The 23,080-nt window shown below is 73.8% G+C and carries 26 protein-coding genes; 23 read left to right on the top strand and 3 right to left on the bottom strand.

Annotated elements, in window-relative coordinates; genetic code table 11:
* Window positions 1-5 precede the first annotated feature (5 nt).
* The 6 genes from BJP25_RS11890 to BJP25_RS11865 are packed head-to-tail and all read left to right on the top strand — an operon-like array spanning window position 6 to window position 4,973.
* Window positions 6-281 (top strand): acyl carrier protein, encoded by a 276-nt coding sequence (locus BJP25_RS11890; protein ID WP_075974932.1) that lies wholly within the window; start codon window positions 6-8, stop codon window positions 279-281.
* 20 nt (window positions 282-301) lie between these two features.
* On the top strand, window positions 302-1,093 hold the full coding sequence (locus BJP25_RS11885) for an SDR family NAD(P)-dependent oxidoreductase (RefSeq protein WP_075974931.1): 792 nt from the start codon (window positions 302-304) through the stop codon (window positions 1,091-1,093).
* A 35-nt stretch (window positions 1,094-1,128) separates the two neighbouring features.
* On the top strand, window positions 1,129-2,058 hold the full coding sequence (locus tag BJP25_RS11880; protein WP_075974930.1) for an aromatase/cyclase: 930 nt from the start codon (window positions 1,129-1,131) through the stop codon (window positions 2,056-2,058).
* 1 nt (window position 2,059) lies between these two features.
* Window positions 2,060-3,148, top strand: a complete 1,089-nt coding sequence (locus tag BJP25_RS11875; protein ID WP_075974929.1) for an FAD-dependent monooxygenase — start codon at window positions 2,060-2,062, stop codon at window positions 3,146-3,148.
* Entirely contained in the window at window positions 3,145-4,152 is a 1,008-nt protein-coding gene (locus BJP25_RS11870; protein ID WP_075974928.1) for a methyltransferase, read from the top strand. The genes BJP25_RS11875 and BJP25_RS11870 overlap by 4 nt, the downstream gene beginning before the upstream one ends.
* Window positions 4,149-4,973 carry an SDR family NAD(P)-dependent oxidoreductase gene (locus tag BJP25_RS11865; protein ID WP_075974927.1) on the top strand — a complete coding sequence of 275 codons (825 nt, stop codon included), beginning with the start codon at window positions 4,149-4,151 and terminating at the stop codon, window positions 4,971-4,973. Before BJP25_RS11870 ends, BJP25_RS11865 begins: the two co-directional genes overlap by 4 nt.
* 77 nt (window positions 4,974-5,050) lie before the next feature.
* On the opposite strand, the gene BJP25_RS11860 is transcribed toward BJP25_RS11865, so the two are convergent.
* Window positions 5,051-5,692, bottom strand: coding sequence for a TetR/AcrR family transcriptional regulator (locus BJP25_RS11860; protein WP_233158031.1), 642 nt, complete (start codon window positions 5,690-5,692; stop codon window positions 5,051-5,053).
* Window positions 5,693-5,818: 126 nt separating this feature from the next.
* Between BJP25_RS11860 and BJP25_RS11855 the strand changes: the two genes are divergently transcribed.
* Genes BJP25_RS11855 through BJP25_RS11820 form a run of 8 tightly spaced genes read left to right on the top strand, consistent with a single transcriptional unit; the run spans window position 5,819 to window position 13,913 of the window.
* On the top strand, window positions 5,819-7,375 hold the full coding sequence (locus BJP25_RS11855) for an ABC transporter substrate-binding protein (protein ID WP_075974925.1): 1,557 nt from the start codon (window positions 5,819-5,821) through the stop codon (window positions 7,373-7,375).
* Window positions 7,376-7,379: 4 nt separating this feature from the next.
* On the top strand, window positions 7,380-8,336 hold the full coding sequence (locus BJP25_RS11850; RefSeq protein WP_075974924.1) for an ABC transporter permease: 957 nt from the start codon (window positions 7,380-7,382) through the stop codon (window positions 8,334-8,336).
* On the top strand, window positions 8,333-9,130 hold the full coding sequence (locus BJP25_RS11845) for an ABC transporter permease (RefSeq protein WP_084793924.1): 798 nt from the start codon (window positions 8,333-8,335) through the stop codon (window positions 9,128-9,130). Before BJP25_RS11850 ends, BJP25_RS11845 begins: the two co-directional genes overlap by 4 nt.
* Complete coding sequence (locus tag BJP25_RS11840) at window positions 9,127-10,713, top strand: dipeptide ABC transporter ATP-binding protein (protein ID WP_075974923.1); 1,587 nt, start codon at window positions 9,127-9,129, stop codon at window positions 10,711-10,713. Before BJP25_RS11845 ends, BJP25_RS11840 begins: the two co-directional genes overlap by 4 nt.
* Window positions 10,704-11,726, top strand: coding sequence for an LLM class flavin-dependent oxidoreductase (locus BJP25_RS11835; RefSeq protein WP_075974922.1), 1,023 nt, complete (start codon window positions 10,704-10,706; stop codon window positions 11,724-11,726). Before BJP25_RS11840 ends, BJP25_RS11835 begins: the two co-directional genes overlap by 10 nt.
* The gene (locus BJP25_RS11830) at window positions 11,719-12,141 is read left to right on the top strand and encodes a TIGR03618 family F420-dependent PPOX class oxidoreductase (RefSeq protein ID WP_084793923.1); all 423 of its coding nucleotides are present in this window, start codon (window positions 11,719-11,721) and stop codon (window positions 12,139-12,141) included. Before BJP25_RS11835 ends, BJP25_RS11830 begins: the two co-directional genes overlap by 8 nt.
* A gap of 1 nt (window position 12,142) precedes the next feature.
* Complete coding sequence (locus BJP25_RS11825; protein ID WP_075974921.1) at window positions 12,143-12,982, top strand: sulfurtransferase; 840 nt, start codon at window positions 12,143-12,145, stop codon at window positions 12,980-12,982.
* Window positions 12,983-13,007: 25 nt separating this feature from the next.
* Window positions 13,008-13,913 carry an LLM class flavin-dependent oxidoreductase gene (locus tag BJP25_RS11820; protein ID WP_075974920.1) on the top strand — a complete coding sequence of 302 codons (906 nt, stop codon included), beginning with the start codon at window positions 13,008-13,010 and terminating at the stop codon, window positions 13,911-13,913.
* Window positions 13,914-14,152: 239 nt separating this feature from the next.
* Here BJP25_RS11820 and BJP25_RS11815 read toward each other — a convergent pair whose 3' ends face one another.
* Window positions 14,153-14,620, bottom strand: a complete 468-nt coding sequence (locus BJP25_RS11815; RefSeq protein WP_075974919.1) for a MarR family winged helix-turn-helix transcriptional regulator — start codon at window positions 14,618-14,620, stop codon at window positions 14,153-14,155.
* Window positions 14,621-14,711: 91 nt separating this feature from the next.
* On the opposite strand from BJP25_RS11815, the gene BJP25_RS11810 reads away from it, so the two are divergent.
* The 5 genes from BJP25_RS11810 to BJP25_RS11790 all read left to right on the top strand — a co-directional run bounded on the left by BJP25_RS11810 (window position 14,712) and on the right by BJP25_RS11790 (window position 19,770).
* On the top strand, window positions 14,712-16,127 hold the full coding sequence (locus BJP25_RS11810) for an MFS transporter (RefSeq protein WP_075974918.1): 1,416 nt from the start codon (window positions 14,712-14,714) through the stop codon (window positions 16,125-16,127).
* A complete protein-coding gene (locus BJP25_RS11805; RefSeq protein ID WP_075974917.1) occupies window positions 16,124-16,720 on the top strand; it encodes a hemerythrin domain-containing protein in 597 nt (198 codons plus the stop codon). The genes BJP25_RS11810 and BJP25_RS11805 overlap by 4 nt, the downstream gene beginning before the upstream one ends.
* Window positions 16,721-16,727: 7 nt before the next feature.
* A complete protein-coding gene (locus BJP25_RS11800) occupies window positions 16,728-17,813 on the top strand; it encodes an FAD-dependent oxidoreductase (RefSeq protein WP_075974916.1) in 1,086 nt (361 codons plus the stop codon).
* Window positions 17,810-19,222 carry an FAD-dependent oxidoreductase gene (locus BJP25_RS11795; RefSeq protein ID WP_075974915.1) on the top strand — a complete coding sequence of 471 codons (1,413 nt, stop codon included), beginning with the start codon at window positions 17,810-17,812 and terminating at the stop codon, window positions 19,220-19,222. The genes BJP25_RS11800 and BJP25_RS11795 overlap by 4 nt, the downstream gene beginning before the upstream one ends.
* Before the next feature lie 107 nt (window positions 19,223-19,329).
* Window positions 19,330-19,770: a hypothetical protein gene (locus BJP25_RS11790; protein ID WP_143219020.1), complete on the top strand. Its 441-nt coding sequence runs from the start codon at window positions 19,330-19,332 to the stop codon at window positions 19,768-19,770.
* 10 nt (window positions 19,771-19,780) lie between these two features.
* On the opposite strand, the gene BJP25_RS11785 is transcribed toward BJP25_RS11790, so the two are convergent.
* Window positions 19,781-20,260 (bottom strand): AAA family ATPase, encoded by a 480-nt coding sequence (locus BJP25_RS11785; RefSeq protein ID WP_075974913.1) that lies wholly within the window; start codon window positions 20,258-20,260, stop codon window positions 19,781-19,783.
* 219 nt (window positions 20,261-20,479) lie between these two features.
* Here BJP25_RS11785 and BJP25_RS11780 point away from each other — a divergent pair, with 219 nt between their 5' ends.
* From BJP25_RS11780 to BJP25_RS11765, 4 genes are all read left to right on the top strand, one after another.
* Complete coding sequence (locus BJP25_RS11780) at window positions 20,480-20,908, top strand: hypothetical protein (RefSeq protein WP_143219019.1); 429 nt, start codon at window positions 20,480-20,482, stop codon at window positions 20,906-20,908.
* A gap of 247 nt (window positions 20,909-21,155) precedes the next feature.
* Entirely contained in the window at window positions 21,156-21,884 is a 729-nt protein-coding gene (locus BJP25_RS11775) for a hypothetical protein (protein ID WP_075974911.1), read from the top strand.
* Window positions 21,881-22,300 (top strand): phage holin family protein, encoded by a 420-nt coding sequence (locus BJP25_RS11770; protein WP_075974910.1) that lies wholly within the window; start codon window positions 21,881-21,883, stop codon window positions 22,298-22,300. The genes BJP25_RS11775 and BJP25_RS11770 overlap by 4 nt, the downstream gene beginning before the upstream one ends.
* Entirely contained in the window at window positions 22,276-22,893 is a 618-nt protein-coding gene (locus BJP25_RS11765; protein ID WP_075974909.1) for a DUF3618 domain-containing protein, read from the top strand. The genes BJP25_RS11770 and BJP25_RS11765 overlap by 25 nt, the downstream gene beginning before the upstream one ends.
* Window positions 22,894-23,080 lie beyond the last annotated feature (187 nt).

Genomic DNA, 23,080 nt, shown 5'->3' with positions numbered 1-23,080 from the left:
AACCCGTGACCACCACCGAGACCACCGCCCAGCCGACCACCGGCGCGCTCTCGCTCGACGACCTCAAGCGCGTGCTCGTCGAGAGCGCGGGCGTGCAGGCGGGCGTCGACCTCGACGCCGACATCCTCGACACCCCCTTCGACGACCTGGGCTACGACTCGCTGGCCCTGCTGGAGGCGGTGGCCCGCATCACCCGCGAGCACCGCATCACCTTCGACGACGACGCCGCCGCCACCTCCCGGACCCCGCGGGAGTTCCTGGCGCTGGTCAACGCGGGCTGACCGGGACAGGAGGAGCACACGTGACCGGCACGCAGGACACCGCCAAGACCGCCATCGTCACCGGTGCCACCAGCGGCATCGGCCTGGCCACCGCCGAGCTGCTGGCGGCCAGGGGCCACCGCGTCTTCATCAACGCGCGCAACGCCGACAACGTCGCGCTGACCGTCAAGCAGCTGCGCGACAAGGGCTACGAGGTCGACGGCACCACCGCCGACGTCGGCTCGCCCGAGCAGGTGCGCTCGCTGGTCACCAGCGCGGTCGACCGCTACGGCACCATCGACATCCTGGTCAACAACGCGGGCCGCAGCGGTGGCGGGGTCACCGCCGACATCGCCGACGACCTGTGGTTCGACGTGATCAACACCAACCTCAACAGCGTCTTCCTCACCACCCGCGACGTGCTCTCGGTCGGCGGGATGCGGGACAAGGGCTGGGGGCGGATCATCAACGTCGCCTCGACCGCGGGCAAGCAGGGCGTGGTGCTCGGCGCGCCCTACTCCGCGTCCAAGCACGGCGTCGTGGGCTTCACCAAGGCGCTGGGCAACGAGCTGGCCAAGACCGGCATCACCGTCAACGCCGTGTGCCCCGGCTACGTCGAGACGCCGATGGCGCAGCGGGTCCGCCAGGGCTACGCCGCGGCGTGGGACACCACCGAGGGCGACATCCTCACCCGCTTCGAGGCCAAGATCCCGCTGGGCCGCTACGCCACCGCCGAGGAGGTCGCGGGCCTCATCGGCTACCTGGCCAGCGACGTCGCGGGCTCCATCGCCGCGCAGGCGCTCAACGTCTGCGGCGGGCTCGGCAACTTCTGACCCACCCACCCCGCACCCCCGCCCCGAGGAGAGCCATGCCCACCGAGCGCGCCGTCGAGCACGAGATCACCGTCGCCGCCCCCGCCAAGGCGGTCTACCAGCTCGTCGCCGACGTGCAGAACTGGCCGCAGCTGTTCACCCCCACCGTGCACGTCGAGCACCTGGCCCGCGACGAGCGCTCCGAGCGCATCCGGCTCTGGGCCACCGCCAACGGCACCGCCAAGACCTGGACCTCGCGCCGCGAGCTCGACCCCGCCGGGCTGCGCGTCGACTTCCGCCAGGAGGTGTCCCAGCCGCCGGTGGGCGGCATGGGCGGGGCGTGGGTGGTGGAGCCGCTGACCGAGGAGACCTCCCGGGTGCGGCTGCTGCACGACTACCGCGCCGCCACCGACGACCCCGCCGACCTGGAGTGGATCGACGAGGCCGTCGACCGCAACAGCCGGGTCGAGCTGGCCGCGCTGAAGGAGAACGCCGAGGCCGCGGGTGACCTGGTGTTCAGCTTCGAGGACGCCGTCGACGTCGACGGCCGCGCCGAGGACGTGTTCGACTTCATCAACCAGGCGCAGCTGTGGCAGGAGCGGCTGCCGCACGTGGCGCGGGTGCGGTTCACCGAGGACACCCCGGGGTTGCAGGTGCTGGCGATGGACACCCTGACCAAGGACGGCTCCACCCACACCACCGAGTCCATCCGGGTGGCGCTGCCCCCGCGCAAGATCGTCTACAAGCAGACGGCGCTGCCCGCCCTGCTGTCCCTGCACACCGGGCACTGGCTGTTCGAGGACCGCCCCGGTGGGGGCGTCACCGCCACCTCCCGGCACACCGTGCGCATCAACGAGGACAACATCACCGCCGTGCTGGGTGAGGGCAAGGGCGTCGACGAGGCCAGGGCGTTCATCCGCAACGCCCTGGGCACCAACAGCCTGGCCACCCTGGGCCACGCCAAGAAGCACGCCGAGGGCCGCTGAGGTGACCGACGTCCTGGTGGTGGGCGCGGGCCCGGTCGGGCTGCTGCTGGCGGGGGAGCTGGCCGGTGCCGGGGTGGGGGCGACCGTGGTCGACCGGCTCACCGAGCCCATGACCGAGTCCCGCGCCTCCCAGCTGTCCACCCGCTCCGCCGAGCTGCTGGCCGAGCGCGGCCTGCGCGACCTGCTCGCCGAGGCGGTGCCCGAGCCGCGGTCGCACTTCGCCGGGCTCGGGTTCGACCTGTCCGGTGTGGACAGCCCGCTGGCCGGGAACTGGAAGGTCGCCCAGCACCGCACCGAGGCCGCGCTCACCCGCTGGGCGCTCGACCGCGGCGCCCGGCTGCTGCGCGGGCACCAGCTGGTCGGCCTCACCCAGCACGACGACCACGTGCTCGCGCGGTTCGCGGGCCGGGACCCGCTGCGCGCGGAGTACCTGGTCGGCGCCGACGGGCAGGACAGCGCGGTGCGCGGGCTGGCGGGGTTCGACTACGACCTGGTCCCCGCCACCCGCGAGCTGCTGCGCGCCGACGTCACCGGGATCACCGTGCCCGACCGCCGGTTCGAGCGGCTGCCCGGCGGCCTCGCCGTGGCCGCCACCCGCGGCGGGGTGACCCGGGTGATGGTGCACGCCCACGACCGCGGGGTCACCGGCGGTCGACCCGACTTCGCGGAGGTGGCGCGCACCTGGGCTCGGGTCACCGGGGAGGACATCTCCGGCGGCACCCCGCTGTGGGTCGACGCCTTCGACAACGCCCGCGGGCACGCCCGCCGGTACCGGCGCGGGCGGGTGTTCCTGGCGGGCGACGCCGCCCACCGGCACCTGCCCATCGGCGGCCAGGCGCTCAACACCGGCCTGGCCGACGCGGTCAGCCTGGGCCGCGCGCTGGGCCCCGGCGGCTCGCTCGACGGCTACCACGACGAACGCCACCCCGCCGGGGCCGAGGTCCTGCGCTGGGTGGCGGCGCAGGAGGACCTGCTGCTCGGCGGGCCCGAGGTCGAGCCGGTGCGCTCGGTGCTGGCCGAGCTGGTCGCCCTCCCGCAGGTCCAAACCCACCTCGCCACCCGATTCAGCGGTGTTAGGAGCAGCGCATGACCACCCCTCCGCAGATCCCGATCCCCGCCCGCATCCTCCAGCTGGCCACGGCCGGCTGGATGTCCGCGGCGGTGAGCGCCGCGGCCTCGCTGGGCGTCGCCGACGCCCTCGCGGCGGGCCCGCGCCGGGTCGACGACCTCGCCGAGGAGATCGGCGCGCACGCCCCCACCCTGTACCGGCTGCTGCGGGCGTGCGCGGACTTCGACCTGTTCACCGAGCACGACGACCAGGTCTTCGCCCTCACCGAGCTCGGGGACGCCCTGCGCGCCGACAGCCCGCTGTCGATGCGCGGGTTCGCCCAGTGGGTCGGGGACCCGGCCGACCGCTACAGCTGGTCCGGGCTGGCCGACTCGGTGCGCACCGGCCGCTCGGCGTTCGAGGCGGTGCACGGCCAGGACGTGTGGGAGTACATGGCCACCCACACCGACACCGCCGCGGTGTTCAACAACGCCATGACCGGCGCGTCCAACCAGATGATCAAGCCGGTCGTCGCCGCCTACGACTTCAGCGCCTTCGGCACGGTGGTCGACGTCGGCGGCGGGCACGGCGCGCTGCTGGCCGAGGTGCTGCGCCGCAACCCCGGCGTGCGCGGGGTGCTCTACGACCAGCCCGAGGTCGTCGCGGGGGTGTCGCACCCGGACGTGGCCGACCGGTTCACCACCGCGGGCGGGTCCTTCTTCGACAGCGTGCCCGGCGGCGGCGACGCCTACCTGCTGTCCAACGTCATCCACGACTGGGACGACGAGAAGTCCACCAGGATCCTGTCCAACGTGCGCGCCGCGATGAACCCCGGCGCCCGGGTGCTGCTGGCCGAGGTCATCATGCCGGGCAAGGCCGAGCCTGCCCCCACGGTGAAGCTGATGGACCTGAACATGCTGGTGCTCTGCGACGGCAAGCAGCGCACCGAGGCGGAGTTCGCGGACCTGTTCGCGGCCTCGGGGCTGGCGCTCTCGCGCATCGTGCCCACCGGGTTCTGCAGCGTGGTGGAGGCGGTGCGGGCATGAGCTCCCTGGAGGGCAAGGTCGCGATCGTCACCGGCGGCGCCGGGGGCATCGGCGCCGCCACCGTCGCGGCGCTGGCGGAGGCGGGTGCGCGCGTCGTCGTCGCCGACGTCGCCGAGGACGCGGTGGGGGAGGTGGTCGACACCCTGACCGCGCAGGGGCACAAGGTGGCCGGGCGCGTGGTGGACGTGTCCTCCGAGGACAGCGTCCGCTCGCTGGTCCGGTTCACCGTGGACACCTTCGGCGGCGTCGACGTGGTGGACAACAACGCCGCGCTCGTCTCGGCCATCAAGAAGGACCGCGACGTGGTGGCCATGCCCGTCGAGCTGTGGGACGAGGTCATGGCGGTGAACCTGCGCGGGCCGATGCTGCTGGCCAAGCACACCGTGCCCGTCCTCATCGAGCGCGGTGGCGGCTCCATCATCAACATCGCCAGCGGGCAGGGCCTGTCCGGCGACCGGACGATGGTGGCCTACGGCAGCTCCAAGGGCGGGCTGATCGCGCTCACCCGGTTCATCGCCGCCGCCTACGGCGAGCACGGCATCCGGTGCAACACCCTGGCGCCCGGCCTCGTCAAGACCCCGGCGCTGGACGCGGACATGCCCCCGTTCGTGCAGGACAAGATCAAGGAGCACAACCTCATCCCGCGCCTGGGCACCCCCGCCGACGTGGCGGCGTTCGTGGTGTTCCTGGCCTCGGACGCGGCGGGCTTCGTCACCGGGCAGACCATCTCGGTCGACGGCGGGTTCCTGTCCCACCTGCCCACGCTGGCCAAGCTCGCGCCCCCCGGCGCGGACGCGGGCAACGTCGCGGACCGCACCTGAGGACCGTCCACACGGGCCGCTGGGGCCTGCCCGGGGGTCTCGCCCCGGGCAGGCCCCAGCGGTGCCCCCCGGGGCGGTCAGCGGCGCGGCAGGTAGCCGTGCAGGAAGGTGTGCACCCCGGCGCGGGCGATGCGGTCGATCTCCGACTCCAGCGCGGTCGCGCTGAACTCCGCCCGGCTGATCGTGGTGTCGGTCACCAGCGCCATGAACTGCTGCGCGGCCAGTTCCGGGTCCGCCACCGCGATCGCCCCGCGCTCGGCCAGCGTCGCCATCCTGGCCGCCAGCGCCCGCCGCGCCCGGTGCGGGCCCGCCTCCTGCCAGCTGCGCACGACCTCCGGGGGGAACCGGTCGGCCTCCCCGCGCAACCTGCGCACGATGCGGAAGTGGTCGTCGAAGTCCTGGCTGGGCCGCACCCACTCCTTCGCCAGCGCCACCAGCGCGGCCTCCAGGTCCTCGACCGGGCCGCCGAGGTGCCGCTCGATCAGCGCCTCCCTGGTCACCGCCACCCGCGTCGAGCTCTCCATGAGCACCGTGATGAACAGCTGCTCCTTGTTCTCGAAGTGGTTGTAGATGGTGCGGGTGGACGCGCCCGCCTCCGCGGCGATCATCTCGATGCTCGCGCTGAGGTAGCCCACCCGGCCGAACACGGTCAGCGCGCCCGCCAGGATCGAGCGGCGCTTGCGGGCCACGCGCGGTTCGACGACCTTCTGCGCTGTCAAGTCCGCTCCCATCCTCCGAGAACCCGGCCCGGTGGTGGCCGCTGAGTGCAATGCACGTTGTACTTTACCCTCAGAACCGGCCCCGTGCCGAGATCCCCACCCCGCACCCCCCACGTGAGGTCCGCCATGTCCACCCCCCGAACGCTCGGGACCGCAGTAGCCCTCCTCGCCGTCACCGCCACCGCCGCCTGCGCCTCCGGTGCCGCGACGACCGGGGGCGGCGCGCTGACCATCGCGACCCCCGCGGACCCGACCTGCCTCGACCCGCAGCAGACCGGCCAACTGGTGTCGCTGGACATCTCCCGGTCCCTGGTGGACACCCTGACCGACCAGGACCCCAAGACCGGCAAGGTCGTGCCCTGGCTGGCCGAGTCGTTCACCGCCCTCGACGGCGGCAAGCGCTTCCAGTTCACCCTGCGCGCGGGCGCCACCTTCTCCGACGGGTCCCCGGTGGACTCCGAGTCGGTCAAGGCCACCTACGACAACCTGGTGAAGCTGCCCGCCAACGGCGCCCCCGCCTACATCCGCGGCTACACCGGCACCACCATCACCGACGCGCGCACGTTCACCATCGGCTTCGACAAGCCCAACGCGCAGTTCCTGCAGGCCACCTCCGGCGCGGGCCTGGGCATCCTGTCCAAGGCCACCGCCGCCAAGCCGCTGGCCGACCGCTGCCGCGGTGACTTTGTCGGCTCCGGGCCGTTCGTACTCGACCACTACACCGCCAACCAGGAAGTCGTCATCAAGAAGCGGCCCGACTACGCCTGGCCGTCCTCGCTGGCGACCACGAAGGGCGCGGCCCACCTCGACCAGGTGAAGTTCGTCTTCGTCCCGGAGAACGGCGCCCGCTCCACCGCGCTGCGCTCGGGGCAGGTGCAGGTCGCCACGCAGGTCCAGCCCACCGACCAGGACTCCTTCTCCAGCGGCGGCTTCCGGCTGCTGTCCGCGCCGTCGCCGGGTGTGGTCGCCCCGCTGTCGCTCAACCACAAGGGCGCCTTGGCCGACGAGCGGGTCCGCAAGGCGCTGCTGATCGGCATCAACCGCGAGGAACTGGTCTCCACGGTCCTCGGCTCCCGCGCCAAGCCCGCCACGAGCGTGCTGTCCTCGTCCACCCCGTTCTACCAGCCGACGACCCAGATCAAGTTCGACCAGGCGGGCGCGGAGCGGCTGCTCGACGAGGCCGGGTGGGTCAAGGGCGCCGACGGCGTCCGCGTCAAGGACGGGGCGCGGTTGACCCTGAACTGGCTCATCCCCGCGCCCATGCCCGCGGCCAACGAGCAGGTGCAGGCCCAGCTGAAGAAGATCGGCGTGGAGCTCCAGCTCAACGCGGTGCCGCCCGCCAAGTACGTCGAGCAGCAGAGCGCGGGCAACTTCGACATCACCGCCGTCGCGGTCTCCCGGGCCGACCCGGACGTGCTGCGCAACCTGTTCTACAGCAAGGGTCAGAACCTCTGGCACCTGCCCGCCAGCCAGCTCGACACCTACCTGGAGCAGCAGCTGTCCGCCGCCACCGCCGCCGAGCGGCAGACCGCAGTCACCAACGCCGTGAATTGGATCCTCGACCACGCCGACACGGTGCCGCTCTACGAGGGCTCGCTCGTCAGCGCGGTCTCGGACAAGGTCACCGACCTCGCGTTCGACGCCTCGCTGCGGCTGAACCTGCACGAGGCGGAACTGGGGTGACGACGTGCTGACCTACCTCGCCGGACGGGTGGCCCAGGCGCTGTTCGTGGTGTGGGCCGCGTTCACCACCACCTTCATCGCCGTCCGCCTGCTGCCGGGCGACCCGGTGGCGCTCATGCTCAACGGCCGCGGTGACGGCGAGTCCGCCTCCCCGGCGGAGGTCGCCAGGGTGAGCGCGGAGCTGGGCTTCGACCGCCCGGTCCTGGACCAGTACCTCGGCGCGCTGGTCGAGGCGCTGCACGGCGACTTCGGCCGCTCCATCCAGACCGGGCAGCCGGTGTCGGCGATGATCTCCGCCGCGCTGCCCGGAACCCTGCGCCTGGGCGCCGCCGCGCTCGTGCTGGCCCTGCTGGCCGGGACGGCGCTGGCGGTGGCGGCCAACCACGTGCGCAGCCCGCTGGGGCGCCAGGTGCTGCGCTCGGTGCCCTCGATCGCGGTGTCGATGCCCTCGTTCTGGGTGGGGCTGATGCTGATCCAGGTGTTCTCGCTCGACCTGGGCCTGCTGCCCTCGCTGGGCGACGACGGGTTCGCGAGCCTGGTGCTGCCCGCGTGCACCCTGGCCATCCCGGGCACGGCGCTGGTGGGGCAGGTGCTCAGCAAGAGCCTGCACGCCACCCTGCACGAGCCGTACGCCGACACCGCCCGCGCCGTCGGCGCGAGCCGGTTGCGGGTGCTGCTCGGGCACGGGCTGCGCAACGCCGCCATCCCGGCGGTGACGGTGTTCGGGCTGCTCACCGGGTCGGTGATCGGCGGGTCGGTGCTGGTGGAGACGGTGTTCGCCCGCCCGGGCATGGGCCGCGACATCTTCTTCGCCGTCAGCACCCAGGACCTGCCGGTGGTGCAGGGGGTGGTCGTGGTCGCCTCGCTGGCCTTCGTGGTGGTCAACCTCGCGGTCGACCTGCTCTACCCCGTGCTCGACCCGCGCATCAGGTCCACCGGCCGGGCGGCGGTGGCGCGGTGAGGCGACCCGGTTCCCTGCTCTCGGCCGCGGTGCTGCTGCTTGTGCTGGGCTGGGCGCTGGCCCCCGGCCTGTTCAGCGGGCAGGACCCGGTGGCCGGGGTGGCCGCGCAGAAGTTCCTCCCGCCCAGCTGGGAGCACCTGTTCGGCACCGACCACCTCGGCCGCGACGTCTACGCCAGGGTGGTGGCGGGCGCGGCGCTCTCGCTCAAGGCCGCCGTGCTCGCCATCGCCCTGGCCGTGGTCGTCGGTGCCCTGCTCGGCCTGGTGGCCGGGTACTTCGGCGGCTGGCTCGACGCGGTGGTCATGCGCGTGCTGGAGGTGGCGCTGGCCATCCCGCCGGTGCTGCTGTCGCTGCTGGTGATCAGCGCGCTGGGGTTCGGCACGGTCAACGTGGCGGTGGCGGTCGGCATCACCAGCGTCGCCGCCTTCGCCAGGGTCATGCGCTCGGAGGTGGTCCGCGTGCGCACCGCGGTCTACGTCGAGGCGGCGGTGATGTGCGGTGCGCGCTGGTGGCAGGTGCTGCCCCGGTACGTGCTGCCCGCGGCCGCGGGCCCGGTGCTGGCGCTGGCGGCGCTGGACTTCGGCATCGTCGTGCTCGGCGTGTCCTCGCTGAGCTTCCTCGGCTACGGCCAGCCCCCGCCCGCCCCGGAGTGGGGCGCGCTCGTCTCCGACGGGCGCGACTACCTGGGCCTGGCCTGGTGGCTGACCGCCCTGCCCGGCATCACGGTGATGGTCGTGGTGCTGGCCGCCAACCGGATCTCCCGGGTCCTCGAACGCGAACGGAGCCGCGCGTGACCCTGCTGCGGATCGAGGGGCTGAGCGTCGCCTACGGCGACCACGTGGCCGTGGAGGGGCTGGACCTGGAGTTGGAGCGCGGCCGGGTGACGGCCGTGGTCGGGGAGTCCGGGTCGGGCAAGTCGACGATGGCGCACGCGGTGATCGGGCTGCTGCCCGGCACCGGGCGGGTGCTCGGCGGCAGCATCCGGCTCGACGGCGAGGAGCTGGTCGGGCTGCCGGAGAAGGCGTGGCGGTCGGTGCGCGGGCGCCGGATCGGGTTCGTGCCGCAGGACCCGGGTGTCGCCCTGGACCCCACGAAGCCGGTCGGCCGCCAGGTCGGCGAGGTGCTCAGGGTGCACGGGCTGCCCGGCGGGCCCGCCAGGGTGGTCGAGCTGCTGGAGGCGGCGGGCCTGCCGGAGGCGGGCTCGCGGGCCAAGCAGTACCCGCACGAGCTCTCCGGCGGCATGCGCCAGCGGGTGCTCATCGCCATGGCCACCGCGGCGCGCCCCGCCCTGCTCGTGGCCGACGAGCCGACCTCGGCGCTCGACGTCACCGTGCAGCGGCGCATCCTCGACCACCTGGAGCACCTGGCCGACACCACCGGCACCGCGATCCTGCTGGTCACCCACGACCTCGCCGTCGCGGGCGACCGCGCCCACGACACGGTGGTGATGTCGCGGGGCAGGGTCGTGGAGTCCGGTCCGACGGAGCGGGTGCTGCGCGACCCGGCCGACGCCTACACCCGGCAGCTGCTGGCCGACAACCTGTCCACGTCCCGGCCCGCGCCGCGCCCGCCGGTGGAGGACGGCCGGGAGGTGCTGCTGGAGGTCCGGGAGCTGACCAAGGTGTTCCCCGTGCGCGGCAGCGGCCTGCGCAAGCGGCACCGCACCGCCGTGGACTCGGTGAGCTTCCACGTCCGCCGCGGCGAGACCTTGGGCGTGGTGGGGGAGTCGGGGTCGGGCAAGACCACCACCGCCCGGCTCGTGCTCGGCCTGGAGCGGGCGACCTCGGGCAGCGTGCGCCTGGGCGGCACCGAGATCACCACCGCGGGCCGCGCCGAGCTGCGCCAGCTGCACCGGCGGGTGCAGCTGGTCTACCAGAACCCGTACGCGTCGCTGAACCCGCGCTTCACCGTCCGGCAGATCCTCACCGAGCCGCTGCGCAACTTCGGCGTCACCGACGGGCCCACCGTCGCGCACCTGCTCGACAGCGTCGCCCTGCCCGCGGGCACCGCCGACCGCAAGGCGGGCGAGCTGTCGGGCGGGCAGCGGCAGCGCGTGGCGATCGCCCGCGCGCTGTCGCTGGACCCGGAGCTGGTGGTGTGCGACGAGCCGGTGTCCGCGCTCGACGTCACGGTGCAGGCGCAGATCCTCGACCTGCTCGTGCGGTTGCAGCGCGAGCGCGGTCTGTCCTACCTGTTCATCTCCCACGACCTCGCGGTGGTGCGCCACGTCAGCGACCGCGTCGCGGTGATGCGCCGCGGCGAGGTCGTCGAGACCGGGCCCACCGAGGACGTGTTCACCGCCGCCCGGCACCCCTACACCCGCAGCCTGCTGGACGCCATTCCCGGCCTCACGGAGGAAGAAGCATCATGGACCTAGGGCTGATCACCTTCGGCAGCCTGCTGCCGGACCCGCGCACCGGCGCCACCCCCACCCAGCGCGACCGCCTGCGCGAGGTGGTGGACGCCGCCAAGGAGGCCGAGGACCTCGGCTTCGCCTGGTACACCGTGGGCGAGCACCACTTCCGCGACCGCGACACCATCCCGCACCCGGCGGTGGTGCTGGCCGCGATCGCCGAGACCACCACCACGATCCGGCTCGCCACCGGCACCACCCTGGTCGCCAACCGCGACCCGGTGCTGCTGGCCGAGGACTACGCGCTGGTCGACCAGCTCTCCGGCGGGCGCCTGGAGGTCATCGCGGGCGGGTCGTTCTTCCCGGAGCCGTGGGTGGTGTTCGACCAGGCCCAGGAGACCAAGGGCGCGCGCAAGCGGGAGAACCTGGAGCTGCTGATCCGGCTCTGGACCGAGGAGAGCGTCACCTGGCGCGGGCAGTTCCGCCCGCCGCTGCACGAGGTGCTCGTGCAGCCCCGGCTGCTGCAACCGCGCCCACCGCTGTGGATCAGCGGCGGCACCAACCCCGACTCCATCGCGCTCGCGGTCGACCACGGCCTGCCGATGGTGTTCGGCACCACCGCGCGCGAGCCCGCGGCGTTCGTGCCGTACTTCGACGCCTACCGCACCCAGTGGCGCGAGCGGCGCCCCGACGAACCGGGCACCCTCGGCGGGGCCAGCCACGCGTTCGTCGCCGAGACCTCCCAGCGGGCGCGCGAGCTGTGGTCGACCTACATCGCCAGCTACCTCAGCGCCCGGCCCGGCGGCGCACCGGACATCGAGGAGCACATCGGCCCCAACGGGCCCGCCCTGTGCGGCAGCCCGGCCGAGGTCGTCGACAAGCTCGGCCACCTCCAGCAGCTGTGGGGCCACGAGCTGCACCTGCTGTCGGTGGACATCGGCGGCGTGCCCGCGGCCGAGGTGCGCGCGGCCACCGAGCTGATCGCGGACCAGGTGCTCCCGCAGGTGCGCCGCAGCGAGGTGACCACCGTTGCCTGAGGCGGCCACCGGCGACCCGCTCGCGGACGTGCTGGCCGAGGACGTCCGGGTCCTGGCGGCGGGCCGCACCCTGGGCATCTTCACCACGCTCATGCCCGGCGGCCAGCCGCAGACCAGCGCGGTGTGGCCGCACGCCGACGAGCGCCACATCCTCGTCGGCACCAACGACTCCCGGCAGAAGTACCGCAACGTCGCCCGCGACCCGCGGGTGAACATCCTGCTGCTCGACCCGGACAACAGCCGCCGCTACATCGAGGTCCGCGGCCGGGTGGTGCAGGTGGTGCGCGGCGAGGAGGCCCTCGCCCTGGCCCGCACCACCTTCACCAAGTGGACCGGCAGCCCGCAGGTCCGCCAGGCCGAGGGCGAGCGCGTGCTGCTGCGCGTGCGCGCCGAGCACATCCACCGCAAGGAGTGACATGACCGGACCACTGGTCGACGCCGACTGGCTCGGCGCGCACCTTGACGAGGTCGTGGTGGTCGACGTGCGCTGGTACCTCGACGGCCGCAGCGGCCGCGCGGCGCACGAGTCCGGCCACCTGCCCGGCGCGGTCTGGGCCGATGTCGACACCGACCTGTCCGCCCCGCCGACCCCCGGGGGTGGGCGGCACCCGCTGCCCACCCCGGAGGGCTTCGCGGACCGGCTCGGGCGGCTCGGCATCGCCGACGACGCCGTCGTGGTGGCCTACGACGACAGCGGCGGCGCCTACGCCGCCCGGCTGGTCTGGCTGCTGCGCCTGCTGGGGCAGCGGGCGCACCTGCTCGACGGCGGCATCCAGGCCTGGCCGGGCGAGCTGGAGACGGGCGCCACCACCAGGGAACCGGTGACCCGCACCGCCGTCGAGTGGCCTGCGGGAGCCTTCCGCACGGCAGACACCGTGCGGGACAGCGAGGTGCTGCTGGACGCGCGCGCCCACGACCGCTACACCGGCCAGAACGTGCTGCCCAGCGACGTGCGCTCCGGGCACATCCCCGGCGCGCGCAGCGCCTTCTGGGGCGACAACCTCAACGGCGACGGCACCTTAGCCCCCGTCGAGCGGCTGCGCGCGCACTACGCGGCACTCGGGGTGGTGCCGGGCGCGGACGTGGCCGTGTACTGCGGCAGCGGGGTGACCGCGTGCCACGACCTGCTGGCCCTGGAGCGGATCGGCGTGCGCGCGTCGCTGTACCCGGGCAGCTGGTCGGCGTGGTCGGCCGACACCACCCGCCCGATCGCCACCGGCGACGGGCACTCCGAGGAAGAGCAGGCACGGGCATGACCGACCGCACGACGGGGGACCAGGCATGAGCGACAACGACGACCAGAACGACGACCAGAACGACGAGCAGGGCGTGCGCTTCGGCGCGGGCGGGGTGCTGCGCGGCGCCGACCCGGCGCGGCTGCTGGACCTGGCGCAGAGCGCGGACGAGCTGGGCTTCGACCTGTTCAGCCTCAGCGACCACCTGCACACCGAGCAGCCGACGCTGGAGCCGTGGACGGCACTGAGCTGGCTGGCGGCCAAGACCACCCGCATCCGCCTGGGCACCAACGTGCTCGGGCTGCCCTACCGGGCGCCCGCGGTGCTGGCCAAGTCGGCGGAGACCTTCGACCGCCTCTCCGGGGGCAGGTTGGTGATCGGCCTGGGCGCGGGCGGCTACGACCACGAGTTCGAGGCGTTCGGGCTCACCGTGCGCACGCCCGGGGCGAAGATCACCGCCCAGCGCGAGGCGATCCGGATCCTGCGCGAGCTGTGGGCGGGCGGACCGGTGGACTTCACCGGCGAGCAGTTCCAGGTGTCCGGGGCGCGCATCGACCCGCTGCCGGAGCACCGGATCCCGATCTGGCTGGGCTCCTACGGGCCGCGCGCGCTGAAGCTGACCGGGCAGGTCGCCGACGGCTGGCTGCCCTCGTTCGGGCGGATCGACCTGGCGCAGGCGGTGGCCATGCGCGAGGTCGTGCGCGCCGCCGCGGTCGAGGCGGGCCGCGACCCGGACTCGATCACCTGCGCGGCCAACTTCACCACCCGGGTCGACCCGGGGCAGGTCTCCCGGCCGGGGTTGGTGACCGGCAGCGTGGACGAGGTGGTGCGCCAGGTCGTGGAGGTCGTGCGCGCCGGGTTCACCTTCCTCCAGCTCGCACCGCAGAGCGTGGCCGAGCAGGAGGTGCTGGCGCGCGAGGTCTTCCCGGCGGTGCGCGCCGAGGTCGGCTAGGGCCTGTCCTCAAAGCCTGCTCTGTGAGAGTCGTGATCAGATCGGACGCAGGCGGTGCCCGGACGAGGGACCTCGTACTGGATGTACTCGGTCCCTCGGCCGGTGCCGCCTGCGTTCGATCTGGCGCGGCTATCGCTGGGCGAGGCTTTGAGGGCAGGCCCTAGGGCAGGCCCTGGTCCGGAGAACGGGGTGCGGCGGTCGTGCCGCCGCGCCCCGGCACCGGGGCCGCGGGGGCCGGGTCAGACCGCGTGCCCGGCCCGTTCGGCGTCGTCGGCGGTGACCACGCGCAGCATCAGCGCCAGCAGGGTGTCCCGCTCCTGCTCGCTGAGCACCGCCAGGCACTCCTCCTGCGACCGCCGCGCCCGCACCGCCAGCTCCCGGCACAGCGCCCGGCCCCGCTCGGTGAGGGTGACCCGCTGCCTGCGCCGGTCGGCCGGGTCGCGCTCGCGCTCGACCAGCCCGCGCGCCTCCACCAGGTCGAGGTAGCCGACGAGGTGGCTGCGGTTGAGGTCGAGGCGGTCGGCCAGGTCGTGCTGGGCCAGCGGGCCGAAGTCGGCCAACCCGGAGAGCACCGCGAAGTGCGGCAGCCGCAGGTCGTGCTCGGCCAGGGCGTCCACCAGCGCGCGGCGGGCGATGCGGGCCAGGTGCCCGGCCACGTAGGAGGGCAGGGCCAGCAGCGACGGCGGTCGGGTCCCGGGGTGGTCCATGCGGCGATCCTACGCGGTGGACGACATGGTGTCGTCATGTAATGATATCGGTGCGACACGATTTCTGGACCCACCCCCGAGGAGCGGACCCATGACCACCCAGGAGCGCGCGGTGGCGGCACCGTTCGCCGCCCTGCTCATCGCCGTGCTGTCGTTCTCCCTGCTCCAGACCATGCCCGTGCCCGCGCTGCCGACGTTGCAGCAGGCGTTCGGCGCGTCCACGACCTCGGTGTCCTGGGTGCTCAGCGCCTTCCTGCTCACCGCGTCGGTGGCGACGGGGCTGCTCGGGCGGCTGGGCGACATGTTCGGCAAGCGGCGGGTGCTGATCGCCAGCCTCACCGTCACCGCGCTGGGCACCCTGCTGGCCGCGCTGGCGCCCTCGCTGGGCGTGCTCATCGCCGCCCGGGCGGTGCAGGGCGTCGGCGCGGCCACCTTCCCGCTGGCCTTCGGGCTGGCCAGGGAGCAGTTCCCGCGCGAGCGGGTGCCGGTGGCGATCGGCTGGATCAGCTCCACCTTCGGCATCGGCTTCGGCGTGGGGCTGGTGGTGCCCGGGCTCATCGTCGACGCCCTGGACTGGCGCTGGGTCTTCTGGCTCATGCTGCTGGTCACGGTCGTCGGCATCGCCGCGGTGGCGCTGTTCATCCGCGAGTCGCCGGTGACCTCGCCCGCCCGGGTCGACTGGGTGGGGGCGCTGCTGCTCTCCGCCGGGCTGGTCGCGCTGTTGCTGGCGATCAGCAACGGCCGGGTGTGGGGCTGGGCGTCGCCGCCGGTGCTGGGCCTGTTCGCCGCGGCCGTGGCGCTGCTGGTGGTGTTCGGGGTGGTCGAGCGGCGCACCGCCGCCCCGCTGGTGGACATCGGGCTGCTGCGCATCCCCGCGGTGCTGACCTCCAACGCCACCGCGCTGATCATCGGCCTGGGCATGTACGGCGCCTTCACCCTGGTGCCGCTGCTGGTGCAGACCCCGCCCTCGGCCGGGTACGGCTTCGGCGCCTCGGTCACCGGCGCGGGGCTGTTCATCATCCCGATGGCGGTCGCCATGCTCGTCGCCAGCCCACTGGCCGGGCGGCTGGGCGCGGCCGTGGGCTTCAAGCTGCCGCTGGTGCTGGCCTGCGTGATCGGCGGGCTCGGGTTCCTGCTGTTCGCCACCGCCCACGACACCCCGTGGACGATCTACCTGGCCAACGGGGTGCTCGGCATCGGTGTGGGGTTCGCCTTCGCGTCCCTGGCCAACCTCGTCGTCAGCGCCGTCGACCCGCGCCAGACCGGGGAGGCCACCGGGATCAACACGATCATGCGGACGATCGGCGGCACCTTCGGCGCCCAGATCGCCTCGACGATCGTCACCGCGAACACCATCCCGGGCACCCGGACCCCCGCCGAGTCCGGCTACACCACCGCGTTCACCCTCTCCACGATCGCCATGGGCGTCGCCGTCCTGGCCGCCCTCGCCGGACCCGGCACCCTGCGCAGGCCCGCGCCCGCGCCGCTGGAACGGGTGGCCGGATGACCCTGGGTGAGCTGGCCGCGGTGCCCACCCCCGACCCGGGGGTGCGGCTGAGCCGGGAGCGGCTGTGGGACGAGGGCACCCGCCCCCGCGCGCCCCACGACCCCGGCGGCCGCGGCTACACCCCCCGCCAGCAGGCCGCGGGGCGGCGGCTGATCGAGGTGCACGACCTCATCCGGGCCGAGCTGGCGCAGCTGCGCGGGCTGCTGGCCGACCTGGAGTCCGGGGTCCTCGGCGCCGCCGCGGCCCGCGACCGCCTGCACACCCTGGTGCTGCGCCGGGCGGGCACGCCCACCGGCGGGTACTGCCAGGCGTTCTGCAGGCTCGTCGTGCTGCACCACCACCGCGAGGACACCGACGTCTTCCCGGGCCTGCGCCGGTTCGACCCCCGCCTCGGCGCGGTGGTCGACCGGCTGGAGGCCGAGCACACCGCGCTGCACGGCCTGGTCGACCGCATCGACCGGGTGCTCGTCGAGCAGCCGCTGGACCCGGCCCGGCTGCGCGCCGCGGTCGACCTGCTGACCGACGCGCTGCTGTCCCACCTGTCCTACGAAGAACACGAACTGGTCGAGCCGCTGGCTCGCCTGTGGGGTTGAGGAGACCATGACCAAGATCGTTGTCGTCGGTGGCGGCTACGGCGGGGCGACCGCCGCGAAGGCCCTGGACGAGTTCGCCGACGTCGTGCTCGTCGAGCCGCGCGAGGCGTTCGTGCACAACGTCGCCATCCTGCGGGTGCTGGTGGACCCGGACTGGCCCGGCAGGCTGTTCTTCCCCTACGACCGGCTGCTCACCCGCGGCGAGGTCGTGCGCGACCGGGCCGCGCACGTCGACGCGGGCGGGGTCACCCTGGCCTCGGGCGGGCGGGTCGACGCCGACTACGTCGTGCTGGCCACCGGCTCGGGCTACCCGTTCCCGGCCAAGGTCGACGAGCACGACACCGCCGCTGCCGAGGCCCGCCTGCGGGCGGCGCACACCGCCCTGGCGGGCGCCACCGAGGTCGTGCTGCTGGGCGCGGGCCCGGCCGGGCTGGAGCTGGCGGGCGAGATCAAGCACGTGTGGCCGGACAAGGGCGTCACCCTGGTCGACCCCGCCGCCGACGTGCTGGGCGCCACCGACCTGCCCGACGAGCTGCGCGCCGAGATCCGCAAGCAGCTCGACGCGCTGGGCGTGCGGCTGGTGCTCGGCTCCGCCTTGGCCGAGGAGCCGCCCACCGAGCCGGGGGAGCCCGGCGCCTTCACCGCGCGCACCACCTCGGGCGAGGAGGTCACCGGCGACCTCTGGTACCGCCTCTACGGCGTGGTGCCCACCACGGGCTACCTCGACGGCGACCTCGCCGCCGCCCGCGACGCCCGCGGCCACCTCAGCGTGGACCCGCACCTGCGCGTCACCGGGCAGTCGACGGTGTTCGCCATCGGTGACGTCACCGACATCCCCGAGGCGAAGATGGCCAAGTCCGCGGAGCAGCACGCGGGCGTCGTCGCCCGCAACATCCGGGCGCTGGCGACCGGGGAGGGCGAGCTGGTCGAGTACACCGCGGCCCCGCCCGGCATCGCGCTGCCGCTGGGCCCGACCGGCGGCGCCTCCTACGCCGCGTCGGTGGGCGTGCTCGGCGCCGAGCAGACCGCGCAGATCAAGGGCGCGGGCCTGCGCGTCGACGCGTACGTCGAGCTGCTGAACCTGGACCGGTGAGCGCGCTCGTCGTGGGCGCGGGCCCGACCGGGCTGCTGCTGGCGGGCGACCTCGCCGCCGCGGGCGTCCCGGTCACCGTGCTCGACAAGCGGCCCGAGGGCCTGAGCAACCTCTCCCGCGCCTTCGGCGTCCACGCCCGCACCCTGGAGCTGCTCGACGCGCGCGGCCTCGCCGACGAGCTGGTCGCCCGCGGCCAGGTCATCGGTGAGCTGCGGCTGTTCGGCTCGCTGCCGTTCGACATCACCTCGCTGGACTCCCGCTACGCCTTCCTGCTGGTCACCCCGCAGTACGAGGTGGAGCGGCTGCTGCTGCGCCGCGCCCGGGACCTCGGTGTCGAGTTGCACCACGGCACCGAGGTCACCGCGGTCGAGCAGGACGGCGCCGGGGTCACCGCGGTGACCCCGGCGGGGGAGTTCCGCGCGGACTACCTGGTGGGCGCGGACGGCGTGCGCAGCGCCGTCCGCGCCGCGGTGGGGGTGCCGTTCCCCGGGCACGCGGTCATCAAGTCGGTGGTGCTGGCCGACGTGCGCCTGCGCGCGGAACCGGACGTCGTCGTCCGCGTGCACGGCATCGGGGACGCCTTCGGCTTCATCGCCCCGTTCGGCGACGGCTGGTGGCGCATCGGCGGCTGGGACCGGCGCAACCGCGACGTCCCCGACGACGCCCCGGTGGAGTTCGAGGAGCTGCGCTCGATCACCGAGCGGGCCTTCGGCTCGGACTACGGCATGCACTCGCCCCGCTGGCTCGGCCGCTTCCACAGCGACGAGCGCCAAGCCCCCCGCTACCGCGTCGACCGCGTCCTGCTCGCGGGCGACGCCGCCCACCAGCACTCGCCCGCGGGCGGGCAGGGCATGAACACCGGCCTGCAGGACGCGGCCAACCTCAGCTGGAAGCTGGCCGCGGTGGTCAAGGGCTGGTCACCCCCGTCGCTGCTCGACACCTACCACGCCGAACGCCACCCGGTCGGCGCGAAGGTGCTGCGCAGCAGCGGGTTGAACCTGCGCCTGGCCATGGCCAAGAACCCCGCCGAGGTCGCCCTGCGCGCGGTGCGCTCGTTCGTCGTCAAGCACGTGCGCCCGGTCAGCCGCGCGGCGATCGGGGAGATCACCGGCGTCGGCTACGCGTACCCGGCGCCGCGCGGGTCGCACAAGCTCGTGGGCAGGAGGGTCCCCGACCAGGACCTGTCCACGGGCAGGCTCTACGAACTGCTGCGCGCGGGCAAGCACGTGCTCGTGCTGCCCGCCGGGGTGGAGGTGGCGGTGCCGCAGGACCGCGTGGTCACCGCGCACTGGCGCGACCCGCGCCCCGATGCGCTGCTCGTCCGCCCGGACGGCTACGCCGCGTGGGCAGCCGATGCGGCGGGGGCATCGGCGGTCGGCGCAGCGGTGGTCGACGCGGTCGGCACGTGACGCGGGGGCCGTTCCGACCTGCGTCGGAACGGCCCCCGTGCGGGCGCCCCTCCCCGGTGCGATCATGGAACCGCTACCGGCAGCCGGTCGACTACTGGGGGTCCACCTTGCCTTCTGCTCGTGCGCGCACCGCGTTCTCCGTCGGCGCCGTGGTGCTCGCGGCCGCGCTCGGAGCCGCGACCGGCGTGCTGGACCTACCCGTGATCTGGGCGTACGCGGTGATGGGCGTGATCATCGTCGTGGGCGTCGGAGTGGGGCTGCGCAAGGGGTGGTACAAGCCGCAGGAACAGGTGAGCCTGCGCTTGACCCAGGCGTTCCGGCACCCCCGCGACCCCGGCCGCATGTCGATCGCCATCGTGGGTGCCCTCGCCTTCCTGAGCCTCACCGCGCACGTGGTCCTGCGCCTGTTCGGCATGTCGGTGTTCTGGTTGAGCGCCGCGGGCATCCTGCTGTTCCTGGTCTTCCTCGTCGCCTACTTCGGCGAGGTCCGGCGGGTTTCCAAGGCCGCCCGCGCCCGTGAGGGCACCAACCCCACAGCGCCGGAGTAGCGGCCCGCCGTCACGGGTGCGGTGGGGGTCCCGCGAGAGCGGCCAACCGCTCGACCACGGCCGACAGCGGCTCACGGGTGTCGATCACCACGCTCGCCGAGGCGCGCAGCAGCGGCTCGACCTCCGCCGTGTCCGCCGCGATGCGCGCTCGTTCGCCGTCGCCCTTCCCGAACCCGTTGTCGGTGCGCCGGGCGACGCGGTCCAGCAGCACCGGCAGGGGAGCGGTCAGCAGGACGACGTGGTCGAACCGGGGGTAGAACCGCCCTTGGTTGCGCACGGTGCCCGCGACGATCAGCGGTTCCCCCGACTGTTCGTGAGCACGCAGCAGCGCCTCCATCTCCTCTTCCCGCCACACCCGCTCGCGTCCGGGGACGTCCTCGATCCACTCGCCGTAGTCGGTGTCCACCACGCGGTACCCCCGTGCGCCCAAAGCGTTGAGGGCGCTCGACTTCCCTGCGCCTGACATGCCGGTGACCAGGATCCGCGCCATCCGCGCAGGGTAGTCCGACCGCGAGCTGGTTCCGAGTTGTCGACGAACGGGGAAATGAGTGCCAATAGGATCCGCGGCGCCTGGCGGGGGTCGGTGGGACTCCTGCCGAGACCTGACCTGGATGGCGCCGTGAGCTACTACCCGCCCTACCCGCCCGGCGGGTTCGCACCCCCAGCTCGCCCGAGGCCGAGTGGGGCGACCGCGTACACGACAGCCGCGTTGGCACTGCTCCTGTCCCTGGGAGCGGCGTGGGGTTCGTACACCACCTTCGCCGCGTCGGCGGCGTGCTATGGGTCGTGCAGGCGGAACGTGGCCCTGCTGCACACCCTGCCGTTGGCCTGCGGGGTGCTGCTGGCGGTGTCGGCGCTGCTGCTGGTGCTCGGCGCCGTGCTGATCTTCGTCCAGAAGGTGCCGGGAGCCGTGCTGACCGGGCTCGGGGCGCTGCTGCCGCTGGTGCCGGTCGTGCTGTTCTTCGCGATCGCGGACATCCGCGACTACGTCATCGAGTTCGGCTTGGACCTGCCGATCATCGTCATCGGGGCGTTCGCCTTGGCGACGTTCACCCTGTCGGTGCTCTCGCCCACCCTCGCCTTCCTGCGCTACCGGCCCCCCGCTTTCCCACCCCCGCCGGGGTACGGGCCGCGGTAGGCGCGTCGGCCGAAAGGACGCGGACGCGGAGTCCACGCGGCGAGATCGGAACATTTCCAGGTAAACCCCGCACGGCGGCAAAGATTGTTCGGGAAAAGGACGCATAAGAATCCGGAGCACGGGCACCCGATCCGCAGAACCCACTCCGCGCACGCACACCGAGAAGGCGACCGCAGGGCCTCCGGGCACTGACCACGCACTTGTCGGTGGTGGGTGGCGCGCGACAGGTGCTATCGAGGAGGAGCCAGTGAACCACCCAACGCACACCGTCACCGGCCAGGACGGCCGCTCGACCGACGGGGCGGGCGGGGTGACCGACCGGGCCGCCGACGCGGCGTCCTCGGTCGCGGAGTCCGGTGCCCAGGTCGCGAGCACGGCCAAGGACAAGGCCGCCGACGTCCTGGCCGAGACCAAGGGGCAGGCGGCGAACCTCGCGGGTGACGTGCAGCAGCGGTTGGCCGAGGAGGCCAGGACGCAGACCGGCCGCGCGGGTGAGCTGCTGCGCGGGTGGGCCGACGACCTCAGCGCGATGGCGGAGCGGTCCGAACAGGACTCCCCGGCGCGCACCGCGGTGCTCCAGCTGTCGCAGCACGGCAAGCAGTTCGCCGACCGGCTCAGCGGTGACCACCCCGAGGAAGTGCTGCAGGACGTGCGGGCCTTCGCCCGGCGCAGGCCCGCGGCGTTCCTGCTCGGGTCGGCCCTCGCCGGGTTCGCCGTCGGCAGGCTCGCCAAGGGCCTGAGCGCGGCGGGCACCGGCAGCTCCAACGGCGACGGCCCCGCGGGCGGGTCCACCCCGGCCGGTGGCCAGTGGACGTCCACCGCCCCGGAGGTCCCGGCGCCCGCGCCGCCCGCGGGCCAGGTGACCCCGGCGCCCCAGCCCCCGGTGACGGCGCCGGTGTACGAGCCCGCCGCGGTCCCCGGTGGCGTGCCGCAGCCGGGCCTGCCCCACACCGAGGGCGAGCGGAGGCTGCCGTGACCGACCCGCGCACCGATGCCCACGAGCGGGCGCCCGGCGCCGAGCCCAGCCTCGGCGAGATCGTCACCCAGATCACCTCGGACCTCAACCGGTTGCTGCGCCAGGAGATCGAGCTGGCGCGGGTGGAGCTGACCGCCGAGGCGCGCAAGGCGGGCAAGGCCGCCGGGATGCTCGGCGGCGCCGGGTTCGCCGGGTACATGGTGGCGGTGCTGGCCAGCCTGGCCGTGGCCTACGGCCTGTCCAACGTGATCGACCTGGGCTGGGCGACGGCGCTGGTGGCCCTGGTCTGGGCCATCGCCGGGGCGGTGCTGTTCCTGAGGGGCCGCACGGCCATGCGCCAGGTCTCGCCCAAGCCGGAGAAGACGATCGAGACGCTCAAGGAGGACGCGGAATGGGCGCGACACCCGACCAGCTGAGGCACGAGATCGAGCGGACCAGGGCCGACCTGACCGGTGACGTCGACCGCCTGGTCGACCGCACCAGCCCCAGCCGCATCGTCGACCGGCGCGTCGAGCGCGCTCGCGGCGGACTGCGCAAGGTGAAGGACAAGGTGATGGGTGTGGCCGACGACCTGACCCCCAGCGGCGGGGGATCCGGCGCCGTGGACGCGGTGCGCGAGCAGTCCCGCTCGGTGGCCGAGTCCACCCAGCAGGTCGCCCACCAGACCACCGACGCGGTGCGGCGCCAGACCCAGGGCAGCCCCCTGGCCGCGGGCCTCATCGCCTTCGGCGCAGGCCTGCTCACCGCGTCGCTCATCCCGACCTCCCAGGCCGAGAAGCGCGTCGCCGCCCAGGTCCGCGACCAGGCCGGGGACCTCGTCGAGCCGGTGCGCCACGCCGCGACCGAGGCCGCCGCGAACGTCGGCGGCGACCTGCGCGAGTCGGCCCAGCACGCGGCCGAGCAGGTCAAGCAGACCGCGGTGGACGCGGCCCAGGAGGTCAAGGACAGCGCCCAATCCGGCGCGCAGGACGCCAAGGAAGGCGTCCGGCACGCGGCCAGCGGCAGCTGACCACCGGGAAGCCCCGGCTGCGCGGAACCCCCGGTTCGCACAGCCGGGGCTTCCGCGCGCCCGCCGCTGGGTGGGCGCAGCGCGGCCACGCTCCACCTCGCCTACGTCGTCCCGCGACGTGTAGTCCAGGGTGGAGGGTCGTCCCACAACCAGGTGACATGGCCGTGTCGCAGGGGAATCCTGTCGT

It is taken from the genome of Actinokineospora bangkokensis (assembly GCF_001940455.1).
GTDB classification, from domain to species: domain Bacteria; phylum Actinomycetota; class Actinomycetes; order Mycobacteriales; family Pseudonocardiaceae; genus Actinokineospora; species Actinokineospora bangkokensis.
Note: the sequence above shows the minus strand (reverse complement) of the source record. Positions and strands in the feature narration are given on the sequence as shown.

What these genes read in the sequence shown, in the direction of transcription:
- BJP25_RS11815 (WP_075974919.1), bottom strand. Translation starts at nt 14,620, where the DNA reads ATGGACCACCCCGGGACCCGACCGCCGTCGCTGCTGGCCCTGCCCTCC.
- BJP25_RS11855 (WP_075974925.1), top strand. Translation starts at nt 5,819, where the DNA reads ATGTCCACCCCCCGAACGCTCGGGACCGCAGTAGCCCTCCTCGCCGTC.
- BJP25_RS11785 (WP_075974913.1), bottom strand. Translation starts at nt 20,260, where the DNA reads ATGGCGCGGATCCTGGTCACCGGCATGTCAGGCGCAGGGAAGTCGAGC.
- BJP25_RS11835 (WP_075974922.1), top strand. Translation starts at nt 10,704, where the DNA reads ATGGACCTAGGGCTGATCACCTTCGGCAGCCTGCTGCCGGACCCGCGC.
- BJP25_RS11865 (WP_075974927.1), top strand. Translation starts at nt 4,149, where the DNA reads ATGAGCTCCCTGGAGGGCAAGGTCGCGATCGTCACCGGCGGCGCCGGG.
- BJP25_RS11880 (WP_075974930.1), top strand. Translation starts at nt 1,129, where the DNA reads ATGCCCACCGAGCGCGCCGTCGAGCACGAGATCACCGTCGCCGCCCCC.
- BJP25_RS11870 (WP_075974928.1), top strand. Translation starts at nt 3,145, where the DNA reads ATGACCACCCCTCCGCAGATCCCGATCCCCGCCCGCATCCTCCAGCTG.
- BJP25_RS11825 (WP_075974921.1), top strand. Translation starts at nt 12,143, where the DNA reads ATGACCGGACCACTGGTCGACGCCGACTGGCTCGGCGCGCACCTTGAC.
- BJP25_RS11805 (WP_075974917.1), top strand. Translation starts at nt 16,124, where the DNA reads ATGACCCTGGGTGAGCTGGCCGCGGTGCCCACCCCCGACCCGGGGGTG.
- BJP25_RS11820 (WP_075974920.1), top strand. Translation starts at nt 13,008, where the DNA reads ATGAGCGACAACGACGACCAGAACGACGACCAGAACGACGAGCAGGGC.
- BJP25_RS11810 (WP_075974918.1), top strand. Translation starts at nt 14,712, where the DNA reads ATGACCACCCAGGAGCGCGCGGTGGCGGCACCGTTCGCCGCCCTGCTC.
- BJP25_RS11800 (WP_075974916.1), top strand. Translation starts at nt 16,728, where the DNA reads ATGACCAAGATCGTTGTCGTCGGTGGCGGCTACGGCGGGGCGACCGCC.
- BJP25_RS11765 (WP_075974909.1), top strand. Translation starts at nt 22,276, where the DNA reads ATGGGCGCGACACCCGACCAGCTGAGGCACGAGATCGAGCGGACCAGG.